Source organism: Nocardioides ganghwensis (genome assembly GCF_014779655.1).
GTDB classification, from domain to species: domain Bacteria; phylum Actinomycetota; class Actinomycetes; order Propionibacteriales; family Nocardioidaceae; genus Nocardioides; species Nocardioides ganghwensis.
The window spans coordinates 90,412-107,543 of sequence record NZ_JACXYX010000012.1; the positions used below are offsets into that span (position 1 = coordinate 90,412).

Genomic DNA, 17,132 nt, shown 5'->3' on the forward strand with positions numbered 1-17,132 from the left:
AACGAGCGTCCGGAGCCGTCGTTGGACGGGCATGCGCCCCGCCACCTCCGTACGCCTGGCCGTCGTCGGCGTCCTCGCCCTCGCCCCCGTCCTGAGCAGCACGTCCGCCCACGCCCACAGCGACCGCGAGCGGGCCGAGCGGATGGTGCAGACCTACGACTCGGGGCTCACCGTGCCGTTCGTCGCCTCGCCCAACGTCCGCCTCGCCGCGGTGCGGCCGGGCAGCGCGGGGATCTCGGGGTGCTTCCTGCACTCCGCGCCCTACTTCGTGATGTCGGGCCTCGACGACGTCACCGTCTACGACGTGAGCGACCCGGTCTCCCCGCGCGAGGTCGGCTCGATGCCGAGCGCCCAGTTCGAGAACGAGGCGATGAACTGTGGTGAGCGGAAGGTCTCCCGCACCCGCACCGACCGCTTCGCCATGATCGGGGTGGACCTCTACCAGGCGTCCCCGGACGACCTCGAGCACGTCAACGACCCGGTCACCGGCGACTACGAGCTGGTCGTCGTCGACGTCAGCGACCCCACGAACCCTCACGTGCGCTCGCGTGTGGCGTCCACGACCAGCACCCACACGGTCACCTGCATCGACGGCACCGACTGCCGCTACGCCTACTCCGCCGGCGACGACTCGGAGGTCGCCGGACAGGGCAGCTTCTCGATCTTCGACCTCACCGACCTCGACCGGCCGGTCGAGGTGGACAGCGACCCCGCCACGCCCGGCACCCAGCCGTTCCGCTCCGACGCCGTCGGCTGGGGCGGGCACAAGTGGAACGTCGACGAGGCCGGCTTCGCCACCCACACCGGCGCCGGCGGCTCGTACGTCTTCGACGTGCGCGACCCCCTCCGCCCGGTCGAGGTCGCCAACACCGGTGCCGCCGGCGACTCGGCCCGCGACGGCGCGGTCAACCACTACAACGACTTCATCCACCACAACAGCTTCCGGCCCAACGCGAACGCCTTCCGGCCCGACGCGCCCCCGTCGCTGGCCAACGGCAACGTCCTGCTCGTGACGGAGGAGGACTACGAGGACCCCGACTGCTCGACCGCCGGCTCGTTCCAGACGTGGCACGTCAAGCGCCTCGACGGCTCCGACGGGTCGATCGTGCCGCTCGCCAAGGTCGAGCTCGCCGACCTCGGCACCTACCCGGTGCCGGCCGGTGCCTTCTGCTCCTCGCACTGGTTCGACTTCCACCCCAGCGGCATCGCCGCCGTGGGCTTCTACGGCGGCGGTACGCAGCTGATCGACGTCACGGACCCGACCAATCCCGTCAGCCACGGCTTCGCCACCTGGGGTGCCTCGGAGGTGTGGGACTCGATGTGGGTCCCGGTCTACAACCGCAAGGGCGTCGCCACGTCCCAGAGGACCAACCTGGTCTACTCGGTCGACCTCGTGCGCGGCCTCGACGTCTACGTCGTCGACGTTCCGGGCGACGGCATCGGCACGCTGCCGTCCGTGGAGCCGGCGGCCGGCGTCACCGGTGCGGCGATGGTGCCCGGGACGGTCCTCGGCGGCAGCGTGGTGATGGCGCTGCTGCTGCACAAGCGGCGCCGGCACCTCGTCGCCCGGGCCTGACGGGTCCGGCCCGCCCAGCCCGCCTGCTCGACCCGCCTGCTCAGCGGAGGCGCTCGACCGCCAGGCGGCCCAGCGTGACGACGTCGTCCTTCGGGGGACGTACGTCGGTGAAGCTCACGTCCAGGACCGAGACGGTGCGACCGACACGGACCGCCAGCACCCGGCGCCAGTCGGCGGAGCCGCGCTGGAACCAGCCGATCAGCATCCCCGCGGACTGGTCCCCGACGCGCGGGGGGAACCAGGCGCGGTTCTTGACGCGTACGTCGCCGCCCTCCCCGTCGTCGGTGTCGACGTCCCCCACGCACCGCGCGCTGAAGTGGCGGTAGCGCCGGAGGAGGTCCTTGGCCTCCCGCGCGGAGGCGAAGCGGACGACGTTCTGGTCGATGAGCGACACGGAGCGGCGGCGGACCTCGGGCGACACGCTGCCCAGGATCCGGCTGGTGCCCCGGACCAGCAGGTCCTGGTCGTCGCAGCCGCGCGGGGCGAACAGCGGGGAGCGCAGCACGATGCGCGACGGGTCGCGCATGTCGGGATGGACGCTGCGGTAGTCGGCGACCGTGAGCAGGTCGTCGCGGGTGACGGGCGCGGGCGCCGACGCGGCCGACGAGGGTGCGAGCAGCGCCAGGACGGAGAGCAGGACGGAGAGCAGGACGGACACCGGGGCGAGGGCGGTCGCGCGCATCGCCCCAGCATGGCGGCGTGCCACGCCCGTGCGCAACGGCCTCCGCGAGCGGCCGGTGTCGTAGGGTGAGCGGCGCTGAGCTTCCCCAGTCGTCAGTCTCCCTTCCGGTGAGGAGCCCGCGTTGTACCTGAAGAGCCTGACCCTGAAGGGGTTCAAGTCCTTCGCCTCCTCGACGACCATGCAGCTCGAGCCGGGCATCACCTGCATCGTCGGCCCCAACGGGTCGGGCAAGTCCAACGTCGTCGACGCGCTCGCGTGGGTGATGGGCGAGCAGGGCGCCAAGAGCCTGCGCGGCGGCAAGATGGAGGACGTCATCTTCGCCGGTACGTCCGGCCGGCCGCCGCTGGGCCGCGCCGAGGTGCAGCTGACCATCGACAACTCGGACGGCGCGCTGCCCATCGACTACGCCGAGGTCACCATCAGCCGCACGATGTTCCGCAACGGCGGCTCGGAGTACGCCATCAACGGCAGCGGCTGCCGGCTCCTCGACGTGCAGGAGCTGCTCAGCGACTCCGGCATCGGTCGCGAGATGCACGTGATCGTCGGGCAGGGCCAGCTCGACTCGATCCTGCACGCCACCCCGGAGGACCGCCGCGGCTTCATCGAGGAGGCCGCCGGGGTCCTCAAGCACCGCAAGCGCAAGGAGAAGGCGCTCCGCAAGCTCGACGCCACCGACGGCAACCTCACCCGGCTCGCCGACCTGCTGTCCGAGATCCGCCGCCAGCTCAAGCCGCTCGGGCGCCAGGCCGAGGTGGCGAGGCAGGCCCAGACCGTGCAGGCCGACGTGCGCGACGCGCGGGCCCGCCTGCTGGCCGACGACCTGGTCACCGCCCGTACGGCCCTCGAGTCCGAGCTGGCCGACGAGTCGGTGCTGCTGGAGCGGCGCGAGCAGGTCGAGGCGGAGATCGCCGCCGGGCGCGAGCAGGAGGCCCGGCTCGAGGCGACGCTGCGCGACGACCTGCCCCGGCTGGCGGCTGCGCAGGAGACGTGGTTCGCGCTGTCGGGCCTCAAGGAGCGGCTGCGTGGCACCGCGTCGCTCGCCGACGAGCGGATCCGCAACGCCGCAGGCGCGTCCGAGGGTGACACCGTCGACTCGGGGCGCGACCCCGACGACCTCGAGGCGCAGGCCGAGCGGGTGCGCCGGCAGGAGGCGGAGATCGCCGAGCAGGTCGAGGCGCACCGCGCGGCGCTCGACGCCGCGGTCGTCGCCAAGCGCGCGGCAGAGGAGGCCGCCGCCGAGGAGGACAAGCGGATCGCCGGGCTCCAGCGTGCCGCCGCCGACCGGCGCGAGGGCCTGGCCCGCCTCACCGGCCAGGTCAACGCCCTCACCTCGCGCGCCGAGGCCGCCGACGCCGAGATCCAGCGGCTCACCGAGGCCCGGGAGGAGGCCGTCGCGCGCGCCGAGCGGGCGCAGCGCGACTTCACCGCGCTCGAGACCAAGGTCGCCGGCCTCGACGCCGGCGAGGAGGGCCTGGACTCCGAGCACGAGGAGGCCGTGGCCGTCCTCGACGAGGTCGACGAGCAGCTCGCCCGGGCCCGGGAGGACTCCCAGCAGGCCGACCGCGACCGCGCGGGGCTCGTCGCGCGGCGCGACGCCCTCGAGCTCGGCCTCAACCGCAAGGACGGCGCGGGCGCCCTGCTCGCGGCCACCGACAAGGTCGGCGGCCTGCTCGGCTCCGTCGCCGCCCTGCTCGACGTGGACCACGGCTACGAGACGGCCGTCGCGGCCGCCCTCGGCACCGCCGCCGACGCGGTCGTGGTCACCGATCCCCACGCCGCGATCGAGGCCATCGGCCACCTCAAGGACGACGACCTGGGTCGCGCCGGGCTGGTGCTCGGCGGAGCGCCCGCTGCCGACCGCGACTGGCCGGGCCTGCCCGACGGCGTCGCCTACGCCGTCGACGTCGTCTCCGCGCCCGAGGACGTACGCCCCGCGCTGGTGCGCCTGCTGCACAAGGTCGCGGTCGTCGACGACCTCGACGCCGCCCGCCGCCTGGTCGAGGAGCTCCCCGACGTGGTGGCGGTGACGCGCGAGGGCGACCTGCTCGGTGCCCACTTCGCGGCCGGCGGGTCCAGCAGCCAGCCCAGCCTCATCGAGATCCAGGCCGCCGTCGACGAGGCCACCAGCAAGCTGGCCGAGGCCACGGCGGCGTCGGAGCGACTCGGCTTCGAGATCTCGCGGCTCGAGGCCGCCCGCCACGACGCGCTCAAGCGCGTCGACGTCGCCCTGGCCAAGCTGCACGAGTCCGACGCGACGCTGGCGGCGGTGGCCGAGGAGCTCGGCCAGTACGGCTCCGCCGCCCGCGCCGCCAAGGGCGAGGCCGACCGGCTCGAGCGCGCCATCACCACCGCTCGCGAGGCGCGTGAGAAGGACCTCGCCGGCCTCGCCGAGCTGCAGGCCCGGCTGGCCGCCGCCGAGGACGTCACCGACGAGGAGCCCGACACCTCCGAGCGCGAGCGCTTGGCGGAGGCCGCCCGCGAGGCCCGTCAGGGCGAGATGGACGCCCGGCTCGCCCTCCGTACGGCCGAGGAGCGGGCCCGCGCCCTGCACGGGCGCGCCGACTCCCTGCTCCGGGCCGCCCAGGCGGAGCGGGACTCGCGGGCGCGCGCCGCCGAGCGCCGCGAGCGGCTGCTCCGCGAGGGGCGCGCCGCCCAGGCGGTGGCGGTCGCCGTACGCGTCGTGCTGCACCAGCTCGAGCGCTCGGTGATGCTGGCCGCCGACGAGCGGGCCGCCGTCGAGGAGTCCCGCCGGGGGAGCGAGGAGCAGCTCATGACCGTGCGCACCCGGCTGCGCGACCTCGGGCGCGAGCACGACGAGCTGGTCAGCTCCGTGCACCGCGACGAGATGGCCCGCACCCAGCAGAAGATGCGGATCGAGCAGCTCGAGGAGCGCGCGCTCGAGGAGCTCGGTCTCGACCCCGACGGCCTCGTCGCCGACTACGGCCCGGAGACGCTGATCCCGTTCAGCGGCGAGGTGCCCGACGGCGAGGAGCCGCCCGAGCCGACCCCGTTCGTGCGCGAGGAGCAGGTCAAGCGGCTCCGGTCGGCGGAGCGCGCGCTGTCCATGCTCGGGCGGGTCAACCCGCTCGCGCTGGAGGAGTTCTCCGCGATGGAGGAGCGGCACAAGTTCCTCACCGAGCAGCTCGAGGACCTCAAGCGCACCCGCAAGGACCTCCTCGACATCGTCCGCGAGGTCGACGCACGCGTCGAGCAGGTGTTCACCGAGGCGTACGCCGACGTGGAGAAGGCCTTCGACCAGACCTTCGCGCGGCTCTTCCCGGGCGGTGAGGGCCGGCTGGTGCTCACCGACCCCGGCGACATGCTCAACACCGGCATCGAGGTCGAGGCGCGACCGGCCGGCAAGAAGGTCAAGCGGCTGTCGCTGCTCTCCGGTGGTGAGCGGTCGCTGGTCGCGGTCTGCTTCCTCGTCGCGCTCTTCAAGGCCCGGCCGTCGCCGTTCTACATCCTCGACGAGGTCGAGGCCGCGCTCGACGACACCAACCTCGGTCGCCTGCTGGAGATCTACGAGGAGCTGCGCGAGAACTCCCAGCTCCTCGTCATCACCCACCAGAAGCGCACCATGGAGGTCGGCGACGCGCTCTACGGCGTCACGATGCGCGGCGACGGTGTCTCGGCAGTGATCAGCCAGCGCCTGCGCGACGCGGAGCCTGCATGAGCGACCGTCCCGCCCGGCCGACCCGGGCCGACTACGTCGCGTGGCGCACGGCCACCACCCGGTGGCGCGACGACGACGCCTACGGCCACCTCAACAACGCCACCTACTACGAGCTGTTCGACACCGCGGTCAACGCCCACCTCTACGAGGCGACCGGTCTCGACGTACGCGCGCTGCCCCAGATCGGTGTGGTCGCCGAGACCGGGTGCCGCTACTTCCGCGAGATCGGCTTCCCCGAGCCGATCGAGATGGGGCTGGTGGTGGACCGGGTCGGCACCAGCTCGATCGTCTACCGGATCGGGCTCTTCCAGGGGGCGTCCGACGAGGCGGCGGCCGAGGGCCGCTTCGTCCACGTCTACGTCGACAACTCCCGCGGCGCGGGGGACCGGCCGGTGACGCCCGTCCCCGACGTGGTCCGCGCCGCCGTCGTCCCCCTGCTGCGCGACCCTGCGTGACGGTCCTCACCGCGACGCGCCGTACGTCCCCCTCGAATCACGGACGGCACCGCCGGTGTGGCACGGTGGAGGGGACCCGACCGGCCCACCTCGGAGGAATTCCGTGCTCGCGATCGTTGTGATGATGACCCTCGGCGTGCTCGTCGCCGCCGGCGTCGCCGTCTATGTCGCCTACCCCCACCGGGGCGAGGAGATGCCCGTCGCCCCCCAGCTGGGCAACGCCATGCGCAAGGGCGTCGACGCCCTCCCGACGCTGGAGGACTCGGAGTCGCGCGTCTGACGAAGCCGGACCGGCGGTTCGGCGCGGCACCGCACGACGGGGTCGCGGAGGGCTAGCGTGCAAGGCGTGACCGGCTCACGCCACGACGTGCACAGGGCCTACTGCGCGGCCTGCGGGACGAGGGTGTCCCGCGAGTTCCGTCCGGGACCGGACGGACGCCCCGGCGCGAAGTGCCCGCGGTGCGGGAGCCTCGAGCGGCACCGGTTCCTGTCCCTCCTCCTCGGTGCGCTCGGGCCCGACCTGCGCGACCTCGACACGGTCGTCGAGATCGCCCCCTCGCGGCAGTCCACGCCGCTCATCGACCGGCTGGGCGCGCGCCGTCGCGTACGCCTCGACCTCGGGCACGACAAGCGGGACGTCGACGCCCTCGCCAGCCTCACCGCGCTGCCGCTGCGCGACGCCTCCGTGGACCTCCTGGTCTGCTACCACGTCCTCGAGCACGTCCCCGACGACTGCACCGCCATGCGCGAGATCGCCCGCGTGCTCAGCCCACGCGGCATCGCGCTGCTCGAGGTGCCGATCAGGATGGGGGTGGCGACCGAGGAGGATCCGCTCGCCGCGCCCGAGGACCGGGTCCGCCGGTTCGGCCAGGCCGACCACGTGCGGTGGTACGGCGACGACTTCGACGACCGCCTCGCGGCCGCCGGGCTCGCCTCGGTCCGGGTCACGCCCCCAGCGCTGGTCGGCGACGCCGCCGTGTCGTGGTTCCACCTGATGGAGCACGAGGTGGTGTGGGTCGCCCGGCCGGGCCACGGCTGTGCCACGCCGATGCTGCCGGGCAGCGGATCGGGTCTGGCCGCGGCCTTCGACGCGCTGCTCGCCGACCTCGCGCGGGCCGAGGGCAGGCTCGACCGCGCACGGGCGCGGGTCGACCGGCTGGCGGCGCAGCGCGACGCCTTGCGGGCGCGGCTGGTGGTCGCCCCGGCCTCGGCAGGGCCCCCGATGCTCACCCGCCTGCGTCGCGCCGTGCACCTCTGATTGGATTGCCCCATGGGTGACTGGCTCTATCTGATCATCGCCATCGCGGTCGTGGGCGTCCTCACGCTCGCCGGGCTGCTGACCTCCGGACGTCGCCGCAAGGCCGCGCCGCCGAGCCGCACGAAGGACGTGATCGTCCCGTCGCCGACGGAGACGGACACCGCGACCGGGGCGCCACCGGAGCCGGCGGTCGACACCGCCGAGCCCGTCGTGGCGGAGCCGGCCGTGGAGGAGCCGCCGGCCGTCGAGAGGCCCGAGAGCACCGCATCGCGACTCGTACGCCTGCGCCAGCGGCTCTCGCGCTCCCAGGGCGGACTCGGCAAGGGCCTGCTGTCGCTGCTCAGCCGCGACCGGCTCGACGAGGACACCTGGGAGGCGATCGAGGACACCCTCCTCACCGCCGACGTCGGCGTCGCGCCCACGCAGGCGCTCGTCGAGAGGCTGCGTACGCGCCTGCGCGTCGAGGGCGGCCAGGCGCCCGACCCGCGCACCGTGCTGCGCGAGGAGCTCATCGAGCTCGTCGGCACCGACCTCGACCGCCGCGTCCAGGTCACCGGGGCCGACGGCAAGCCGGGCGTGGTGCTGGTCGTGGGCGTCAACGGCGCCGGCAAGACGACCACCGTCGGCAAGATCGCCCGGATCCTCGTCGCCGAGGACCTCACCGTGACCCTCGGCGCGGCCGACACCTTCCGTGCGGCCGCCGTCGACCAGCTGGCCACCTGGGGCGAGCGCGTCGGCGTCGAGGTCGTCCGCGGGCCCGAGGGCGGCGACCCCGCCAGCGTGGCGTTCGAGGCCGTCAAGCACGGCATCGACAACGGCGTCGACACGGTCCTCGTCGACACGGCCGGACGGCTCCAGAACAAGGCCGGACTGATGGACGAGCTCGGGAAGATCAAGCGCGTCATCGAGAAGCAGGCCGCCGTCACCGAGGTGCTGCTCGTGCTGGACGCGACCACCGGACAGAACGGCCTCGTCCAGGCCCGCGTCTTCAGCGAGATCGTCGACGTCACCGGCATCGTCCTCACCAAGCTCGACGGCTCCGCCAAGGGCGGCATCGTGGTGCAGGTGCAGCGCGAGCTCGGTGTGCCGGTCAAGCTCGTCGGCCTCGGCGAGGGCCCCGACGACATGGCGCCGTTCGAGGCGTCGGCGTTCGTGGACGCACTGCTCGGCTGAGCGGGCACTTCCTGACCCCCTGGACGCGCCAAGCGGGCACTTCCTGACCCCCTGGACGCGCCGAGCGGGCACTTCCTGACCCTCTGGACGCGCCGAGCGGGCACTTCCTGACCCCGTGCGACGCAGGAAGTGCCCGGTCAGCGGGCTGGGCGGGGCCGGAAGTGCCCGGTCAGCGGGCTGGGGGGGCCGGAAGTGCCCGGTCAGCGGCGGGCGAGCAGGCGGCGTACGGCGTCGTCGACGAGCGTCTCGGCCCGCTTGTCGAAGCTGTGCTCGGCGATGATCCGGTGGGCGATCTCGCGGCGGGTGGCGTTGTCGGGGAACGCGTCGTAGGGGGGCTTCACGAGCCGGGCGAGCTCGTGCTCGTTGTCGAACGGCAGCGCCAGGCCCGAGAAGATCTCCTCGAGGCCGTCGATGCGGTCGCTGAGGATCCGGGCTCCGCACGCCGCTGCGTCGAAGAGCCGGTTGGAGGCGAAGCTGTCGCGCCGCATGTCGAGGTGGTGGTCGTTGAGCACGATGCCGGCGGAGGCGTAGAGCACCCCGACCTCGCGGTTGTCGACACCACCGGAGGCGATCTGGTCGCGCTCGACGAACTCGGTCCAGTCGTTGCCGTGGAGCGTCAGGTCGGCGCCGATCGCGAGCGCGCTGCGCACGGCGTAGCGGTAGACACCGCGCGAGTTGCCGACGAAGAGCAGCGCTGGGCCGGTGTCGGGCTCGGCGCGGTCGGGGTGGAACCACCGGGTGTCGGTGCACTGCAGGAGCGGCTCGATCGGGGTGCCCCACTCGCGACTCATCCGGGTGGACCAGCTGGTGCTGGCGGCGTACACGAGGTCGAAGCCGGCGACCTCGTCGGGCGTGATCATGTCGGGGTGGCTGATGATCCACTCGACGTTGAGCAGGCCCGGGCGCGGGGTCACCCGGTCGAGGCCGCGCAGCACGAGCAGCACGTCGTCGTGGTCGCGCGAGTCGCGGTCGCGGGCGTCGCGCCGGTCGATGGCGACGTGCTGGCCGCGTCGCTCGAGGGCGTCGGCGAGCGATCGCGCGAAGTAGGTGTCGCCCCACCGGTCACCGCGCTGTGCCGCCGGCGCGGCGATGTCGACGGCCCACCGCAGCCGCGGCGGGGTCTCGTGGATCCCCTCGATCGCGCGGACGACCAGCTCCGGCACCAGCACCGCCGGGGCGGCGCGGTCCTCGGGGTCGGTGGAGACGCGGCGGTTGCGCTGGTCGGTCACCTCGAGCCCGGCGGCGGCGAGCAGCTCGGTGGCGGTGTCGGGGGGCGGCACCGCCCCCGCGTGCACGGTGGACCGCAGCGAGGAGAGTGCGCCGACCAGCTCCTCGGCACTCGCGTACGGGGTGCGGGAGGTGATCACGGTGTCGGGCACCAGCACGGAGCCGCCCAGTCCTGCCCGGCGGGCGCGCAGGCCGAGGTCGGTCTCGGCGAGGACGGAGTGGAAGCGGGCGCTCAGCCCGCGCAGCGCCACCGCCGTCTCGGTGCGCACCGCCACCATCGGCGCCGCCGGTGCGGCGACCGCGCACCGGCCGATCCGTACGGCGTCGCTGCTGGGCAGCCCGGAGAGGAACAGCTCCGGGTGGGGGCTGTCCGGACCGAAGCGGGCGCCGGCACTCAGCACCACGCCGTCGAGGTCCACCACGAGGGGCTGGGCCACCGCGACGTCGGCGCCGCGGACGACCTCGGCCAGCTCGTGCGCGATGGGCTGGCGCGGCGGCATCGCCTCGGGGCGGACCAGCAGCACGGTGCTGCCGGCAGCCGCCGCGATGCCGACGTTGGTGGCGGCGGACGTGGAGACGGCCGCGGGCACGGAGACGAAGCGGGCGCCGGAGATGATCGCCGCGATCGACGCGGCCAGGACGTGGTGCGCGCGGCGCAGCCGCACCCCGACGAGGATCAGCTCGGACCCCTCGCGCGGCACCGAGCCCAGCCACTCGACGGTGCGTCGCGGCTCGGTGCCCACCGGCATGACGTGGCTGACCAGGTCCTCCTCGGTCTCCCGCGCGGCGGCAGCGTCCCAGTCGACGAGCTGACGCTCGAGGACGACCGAGCCCCAGTCGTCGGCGAACCCCGGCTGCGGGGCGTCGGGGCGCTTGAGTGCCGGTACGTCGACGGCGAGGGGGTCGTGCTCGCGGGTGAGCCGGAGCAGCAGGTCGCGCTCGACGGCCCCGCCGAGGCTCTCGTCGAACCCGCCGACGTCCTTGACGGCGTCGCGGCGCAGCAGGGCGGTGGTGAGGTCGACCGGGCGTCCCGTGACGAGCTCGAGGCGGGAGCGCGCGACCGCTCCGGTTCCGGCGAGGACGGCCGCGGCGCCCGTGTGGTGGGCGTGGGCGAGCAGGTCGGCGAGCATCTCCGGCAGCCACTCGCGCCCGAGCGGGAGGACCGCGACGTGCTCGGCCGTGCCGTGCTCGAGGGCGACGTTGAGCGCGCGGGCCTCACCGCACCGCCCCTCGCGGACGAGGGTCACCCGGTCGTCGAAGGCCGCGACGCCCTGGAGGACGGCCGCGGTGTCGTCGAGGGACCCGCGGTCGACCGCGACCAGGTGCCAGTCGGTGAAGGTCTGGGCCTGGAGCGACGCGACGGTCCGGTGGACCATCGGGCCGGCGTCCTGGGCGGCCATCACCACGGTCACGGCCGGGGACGTCCCGAGGGTCGCGGGCAGCGCCGGCGCCGGCCCGACCAGCGCGGGTCGCTCGCGTACGACCTCGTCGCGCCACTGGGCGGCGGCGTCGATGGCAGCCGCGCGGTAGGTGGACCAGGACACCTTGCGGGGCAGGATCCGGGTCGGCAGTGGCGTACCGGGGCCCGAGACCGAGAGCCAGTAGGACAGCGCGCCGTAGGGGTGGTGCCTGGCCTCGGGGTGGGTCGCGAAGATGATCCGCGGGTCGACCAGCGGGTGCGGCGCGATCCGGTTGCGGCGCCGGCGCTCCGAGACGTACCAGAGCACGGGGTGCTGGCCCAGCCGCTGCCACGACCGGCGGCGTCCGATCCACTGGGCCTCGAAGAGCGGGTGCGGGGAGACGTCGCCGGCGGCCACCGCCGCTCGAGCCGCCTCGGCGACCGAGTCGAACGTGGTGCCGAGCTGCGCGGCGACGTAGTCGGCGTCGACGAGGCCGGAGTCCACCAGGACCTCCGCGGCGTCGTCGAACCTCACCGGTCCCGGCCGGCGACGCTCACCGCGCATCGGAGTACCTCACGCGGGGGAAGAGCGGCTCGAGGGCCAGCGGCGTCGGCAGCAGCCGCTCGGTGTCGCGGAGCGGGTAGTACTGCGCGGTCTCCTCGAGGAACTCGCGCACGCCCTCGAAGCGCTGGGGGAAGCGGCGCTCGCACAGCTCGAGCAGGCGCTTGGCGTCGAGGTTGTAGGGGTCGTAGCGCAGGGTGTCGATCTTGACGTAGGGCAGCCGGGCGTTGTCGAGCACCCGGTCGGCCAGGCTGCGGGCCGGGTTCCACGGCTCGTTGGCGCGCTCGCGCCACTCGCGGACCTCCGCGCGCGTACGCGGGAAGCTGGAGCGGTGCGCGGCCCACCAGCGCATCCGCTCGCGGGCGATCCGGCGGTCCTCCGGGGTCTCGACGAAGTAGGTGTCGGAGGCGAAGCCGGCGTCGTAGAGGCGGCGCGACATCCCGATCTCGTAGCGGCGGATGACCTGCCGGCGCTTGGAGATCGGCTCCATCTCCTCCCAGAAGCGCGTGAAGGCGTGCGAGGAGACCACCCACGGGCGGAACGCGACGAAGAACGACTGGATGTGTGGTGCGAGGCGCTCGGCGGCGGTGAGTCCCCAGAAGTCGCAGGGTCGGGTCGCCATCTCGGCGAAGACCGGGTCGTAGGAGTCGAGCGCGAAGACGTAGGTGTCGTTGCAGACCACCACCTCGTCGTACGCAGTGAGGTCGCCGGCGGCGTCGAGGCCGACCTTGTAGCTGAAGAAGTCGTAGCCGTAGTTGGCGCGCTCCACCACCCTCGCGCGCTCGTTGAGCCAGGCGCGGGCGGAGTCCTGAAGGGTGGCCGTGGTGCACACCAGCAGGGTGTCGACCGACGCGGCCAGCGCCTCCACCTGACCGCGCACGTGGGGCCGCAGCTCTCCGGCGACGTCGTAGTGCGCCATCACGGCCAGTCTGGACACGGCCGAACACTAACAAGGCGGCGTCCGGGGCCGGTCCGTTCACACACCCGTAACACGAGGGCCGATTCCGTTGCCTGCGCGCAACATCCGTCGCGGGCGGGTGAAACCTCGTCCCCGGAAGGTACGGGACAACGCGTGGGCACCGTCACGACAGCGGCGTCATGAGCCGGGCCCACACCCCGTACGTTCCCTGGAGGTTCTGTGGACGGCTATTACGCCTTCATGCTGGTGGCGACTGCCTTCGTCCTGATGATGACGGTGCCCGCGCTGGCCCTGTTCTACGGCGGCATGTCTCGGTCGAAGTCCGTGCTCAACATGATGATGATGTCGTTCATCGCGACCGCCATCGTCGGCATCCTGTACGTCGCTGTCGGCTGGTCGATGGGATTCGGCGGCGAGGGCACCTTCTTCGCCAACCCGTTCGAGCTGTTCTGGCTCGACGGCGTCACCACCGACAACTACATCTACGTCATGTTCCAGATGACGTTCGCGATCATCACCGCCGCGCTCATCAGCGGCGCGGTCGCCGACCGGCTCAAGTTCTCGGCGTGGGTGGTCTTCCTCCCGCTCTGGGCGCTCATCGTCTACTTCCCGATGGCCCACATGGTGTTCAGCTGCACCGACGACTCGCTGATCTGCGGCCGCATCGGCGCGCAGGACTACGCCGGCGGCACCGCCGTGCACATCAACGCCGGTGTCGCGGCCCTCGTCCTGGTGCTGCTGCTCGGCAAGCGGATCGGCTGGCCCCGCGAGCAGATGCGTCCGCACAACCTGACGCTGACCATGCTCGGTGCGGGCATGCTGTGGCTCGGCTGGTACGGCTTCAACGTGGGCTCGATCGTCTTCGGCACGACCTTCGACGAGGACCCCGACGCCTTCCTGGCCCAGTTCTACTCCGAGACCGGGCGCACCTTCGCCAACACCACGCTCGCCACCTTCGCCGCGATCCTGGGCTGGCTGCTGATCGAGCGCCTCCTGCACGGCAAGGCCACCTCGCTCGGTGCCGCCTCCGGCATCGTCGCGGGCCTCGTCGCGATCACCCCGGCCGCCGGTGCGGTCGACGTGAGCGGTGCCGTGGCCATCGGCCTGGTCGCCGGCGCGGTCTGCGCCTGGGCGGTCGGCCTGAAGTACAAGCTCGGCTACGACGACTCGCTCGACGTGGTCGGGGTGCACCTGGTGGGTGGCATCGTGGGCACCGTGCTGATCGGCGTCTTCTCCACGGCCGACGGTGCCGGTGGCGTCGACGGCCTCATCTACGGCGGCGGCTTCGGCTCGCTGGCCGACCAGTCCCTGGGCGTCGTCGTGGCCGTCATCTACTCCGGCGTCCTCACCGCGGTCATCGCGTTGGCGATCAAGTACACGATCGGCCTGCGCCTCGACGAGGAGGACGAGGTCAACGGCATCGACCTGGCCGCCCACGGCGAGTCGGCGTACGACCTGCACAGCGGCACCAGCGGCGGCGGCAACAGCGTCCTCGCCGCAGCCACCGCCCCGACCACCAAGACTGAAGGAGCCAGCGCATGAAGCTCGTCACCGCGGTCATCAAGCCGCACAAGTGGGAGGACGTCCGCGAGGCGCTCGAGACCTTCGGGGTCGCCGGCATGACGGTCTCCGAGGTCAGCGGCTACGGCCGCCAGAAGGGCCACACCGAGGTCTACCGCGGCGCCGAGTACGACATCGCCCTCGTGCCCAAGATCCGCATCGAGATCGTGGTCGACGACGCCGACTCCGACGACGTCGTGGGGATCATCGTGAAGACCGCGCAGACCGGTCGCATCGGCGACGGCAAGGTCTGGGTCAGCCCGGTCGACACCGTCGTGCGGGTCCGCACGGGCGAGCAGGACGCCAGCGCGTTGTGACTGGCGCTCTGATGGCAGACCTTCTCGGGTTCGAGGGGACCGTGCTCCCGTGACCGCAGCACAACGCCAGACCAGGGCCACCACGGCCGACGAGCTCTGCAGGGAGGCATACGCTGCCTCAGCAGGGCCCGCCGCCGGGGTGGCCCTGGTCGCGGTCGGGGGCTACGGCCGCGGCGAGCTGGCGCCCCACTCCGACCTCGACGTCGTGCTCGTCCACGAGGACGACGCCGCGATCGGCGACCTCGGCCACACGCTCTGGTACCCCCTGTGGGACTCCGGGCGCCGGCTCGACCACTCGGTGCGCTCCATGGGGGAGATGCTCGAGGCGGCCGCGGACCTGCGGGTCGCCCTGGGCCTGCTCGACGCGCGCCACCTGGCCGGCGACCCGGGCCTGACGCTCCGCCTGCGCACCACCATGCTCGCCGACTGGCGCCGCCAGGCGCGCACGCGTCTGCCCGAGCTCAAGGCGATGACGCACAAGCGGCACGACGTCACCGGCGAGCTCGCCCACGTCTCGGTCCCCGACGTCAAGGAGGCCGAGGGCGGCCTGCGCGACGCCGGGGTGCTCAAGGCGATCGAGGCCAGCTGGCTGGTCGACGCCTCGACGCCCGCGCTCGAGGCGGCGCGGCAGATGCTCCTGGACGTGCGCGACGAGGTCCAAGACCTGGCCGGCCGGCCGAGCGACCGCATCGCCCCCGAGATGTGGGGCCCGCTGGCCGAGAGGTTCGACCTCGACGGCGCCGAGGCCGCGCAGCGCCACGTGCGCTCGCTCGGGCGCCGCATCGGGCACCTCTCGCGCCTCGCCTGGCGGCGTACGGACGCGGTGATGGCACGCACGACGGGGGAGAAGGGGCGCCGTACGCCCGCCCTCGAGCGGATCGCCCCGGGCATCGCGCTGTCACGCGGCGAGGTGGTGCTCGACGCGGGCACGAAGCCCGGCGACGACCCCTCCCTGCTGCTGCGTGCCGCCGCGGAGGCCGCCAGCCGCGACGCGGTGCTCGCCCCGACGACGGCCGCCCGGTTGGTACGTGAGGGAGCCGAGCTCCCGGTCCCGTGGCCGGCCCCGGCCCGCGACGCGCTCGTCCGGCTGCTCGCCAGCGGTCCCGGGCTGCTGCCGGTGTGGGAGACGCTGGACGAGATCGACGGCATCGAGACGTTCCTCCCCGAGTGGGAGCAGATCCGGCTGCTGCCGCACGCCTCGGCGATCCACCGCTTCACGGTGGACCGGCACGTGGTGGAGACCTGCGCCGAGGCCGGCGCCCTGATCCGCCGTGTCCGGCGACCCGACCTGCTGCTGGTCGCCGCGCTGCTCCACGACATCGGCAAGGGCTCCCTGCACGACCACTCGGTGGCCGGCGAGCCGCTCGCGCGCAAGATCGTCGCGCGGATGGGGTTCAGCGACCTCGACGCCGAGGTCGTGGCGTCCCTCGTGCGGTGGCACCTGCTGCTGGCCGACCTGGCGACCACCCGCGACCCGGACGACCCCGCGACCACCGCCGAGCTGCTCACCCACGTCCCCGACGCGGCGAGCCTCGAGCTCCTGCGCGCCCTGACCGAGGCCGACGCCAGGGCAGCCTCGCCCGCCGCCTGGACGACTTGGCGGGCCTCGCTGGTCGACCGGCTCGTCTCCCGGGCCGGGCAGGCCCTCGGCGCCGAGATCGCCCAGGTGACCCCGACCGGGTCGCTGCCGGTGCCGGACGCCGTACGCCGCGACCCGGGGGCCGTCTCGGTCGAGATCACCCCGCACGAGGTCGGCGCCACCGTGACGGTGGTCGCCGCCGACCGCGTCGGGCTGCTCGCCGACGTCGCCGGGGGACTGGCGGCGCTGCGGGTCCCGGTCCACGCCGCTCGCGCCTGGGCCCAGGTCGACGCCGACGGCGAGTGGGGCGTGAGCGCCTGGGAGGTGCCCGACGCCTACCTCGACGCCAGCGTGGTCCGCGAGCGCATCCGCCGCGTCGTCGAGGGCACCCAGCGGCTCCCCGACCTGCCCGCCCGCCCCGAGGGCGAGCTGCCGCCGATCGTGGAGGTGCGCCCCGACGCCTCACGGGCGTCGCTGGTGCTCGAGATCCGCACCTCCGACCGTCCCGGTGTGGTCCACCGGGTGCTCACCACGCTCGCCCGCCTCGGCCTGACAGTGGCCTCCGCGCACGTCTCCACGCTCGGCCCGCAGGCGGTCGACGTGTTCTACGTGCAGGAGGTCGGCGGGGTACGCCCCACCGAGGAGCGGGCCGCCGCTGCCGCCCACGCCGTACGCACTGCGCTCGGCGGCTAGCCCGTCGAGGCAGGCCCACGGGCATCCGGACGTTAGGCTGAGTGGTCGTACGACCC

At 73.5% G+C, this 17,132-nt stretch carries 12 protein-coding genes; 9 read left to right on the forward strand and 3 right to left on the reverse strand.

Annotated elements, in window-relative coordinates:
* Positions 1-31: 31 nt before the first annotated feature.
* Positions 32-1,576: an LVIVD repeat-containing protein gene (locus IEZ24_RS14640; protein WP_129454718.1), complete on the forward strand. Its 1,545-nt coding sequence runs from the start codon at positions 32-34 to the stop codon at positions 1,574-1,576.
* A gap of 40 nt (positions 1,577-1,616) precedes the next feature.
* Here IEZ24_RS14640 and IEZ24_RS14645 read toward each other — a convergent pair whose 3' ends face one another.
* Complete coding sequence (locus tag IEZ24_RS14645; protein ID WP_129454719.1) at positions 1,617-2,258, reverse strand: sensor domain-containing protein; 642 nt, start codon at positions 2,256-2,258, stop codon at positions 1,617-1,619.
* Between the two features lie 121 nt (positions 2,259-2,379).
* Here IEZ24_RS14645 and smc point away from each other — a divergent pair, with 121 nt between their 5' ends.
* From smc to ftsY, 5 genes are all read left to right on the forward strand, one after another.
* Positions 2,380-5,934 (forward strand): chromosome segregation protein SMC, encoded by a 3,555-nt coding sequence (gene smc / locus IEZ24_RS14650; RefSeq protein WP_129454720.1) that lies wholly within the window; start codon positions 2,380-2,382, stop codon positions 5,932-5,934.
* Complete coding sequence (locus tag IEZ24_RS14655; protein ID WP_129454721.1) at positions 5,931-6,389, forward strand: acyl-CoA thioesterase; 459 nt, start codon at positions 5,931-5,933, stop codon at positions 6,387-6,389. Before smc ends, IEZ24_RS14655 begins: the two co-directional genes overlap by 4 nt.
* A 103-nt stretch (positions 6,390-6,492) precedes the next feature.
* On the forward strand, positions 6,493-6,669 hold the full coding sequence (locus IEZ24_RS14660) for a hypothetical protein (protein ID WP_165356052.1): 177 nt from the start codon (positions 6,493-6,495) through the stop codon (positions 6,667-6,669).
* Between the two features lie 66 nt (positions 6,670-6,735).
* Positions 6,736-7,647, forward strand: coding sequence for a class I SAM-dependent methyltransferase (locus IEZ24_RS14665; protein ID WP_165356053.1), 912 nt, complete (start codon positions 6,736-6,738; stop codon positions 7,645-7,647).
* A gap of 12 nt (positions 7,648-7,659) precedes the next feature.
* Positions 7,660-8,820 carry a signal recognition particle-docking protein FtsY gene (gene ftsY / locus IEZ24_RS14670; RefSeq protein ID WP_129454723.1) on the forward strand — a complete coding sequence of 387 codons (1,161 nt, stop codon included), beginning with the start codon at positions 7,660-7,662 and terminating at the stop codon, positions 8,818-8,820.
* 200 nt (positions 8,821-9,020) lie between these two features.
* On the opposite strand, the gene IEZ24_RS14675 is transcribed toward ftsY, so the two are convergent.
* Both IEZ24_RS14675 and IEZ24_RS14680 read right to left on the reverse strand, forming a co-directional pair.
* Entirely contained in the window at positions 9,021-12,011 is a 2,991-nt protein-coding gene (locus IEZ24_RS14675) for a glycosyltransferase family protein (RefSeq protein WP_129454724.1), read from the reverse strand.
* A complete protein-coding gene (locus IEZ24_RS14680; RefSeq protein WP_129454725.1) occupies positions 12,001-12,945 on the reverse strand; it encodes a rhamnan synthesis F family protein in 945 nt (314 codons plus the stop codon). Before IEZ24_RS14680 ends, IEZ24_RS14675 begins: the two co-directional genes overlap by 11 nt.
* 201 nt (positions 12,946-13,146) lie before the next feature.
* Here IEZ24_RS14680 and IEZ24_RS14685 point away from each other — a divergent pair, with 201 nt between their 5' ends.
* From IEZ24_RS14685 to IEZ24_RS14695, 3 genes are read left to right on the forward strand one after another with little or no spacing between them, the layout of a single operon-like run.
* On the forward strand, positions 13,147-14,469 hold the full coding sequence (locus IEZ24_RS14685) for an ammonium transporter (RefSeq protein ID WP_242498440.1): 1,323 nt from the start codon (positions 13,147-13,149) through the stop codon (positions 14,467-14,469).
* Positions 14,466-14,804 carry a P-II family nitrogen regulator gene (locus tag IEZ24_RS14690; RefSeq protein WP_091196194.1) on the forward strand — a complete coding sequence of 113 codons (339 nt, stop codon included), beginning with the start codon at positions 14,466-14,468 and terminating at the stop codon, positions 14,802-14,804. The genes IEZ24_RS14685 and IEZ24_RS14690 overlap by 4 nt, the downstream gene beginning before the upstream one ends.
* Positions 14,805-14,853: 49 nt before the next feature.
* Positions 14,854-17,076: a [protein-PII] uridylyltransferase gene (locus IEZ24_RS14695; protein ID WP_129454726.1), complete on the forward strand. Its 2,223-nt coding sequence runs from the start codon at positions 14,854-14,856 to the stop codon at positions 17,074-17,076.
* Positions 17,077-17,132: the final 56 nt, after the last annotated feature.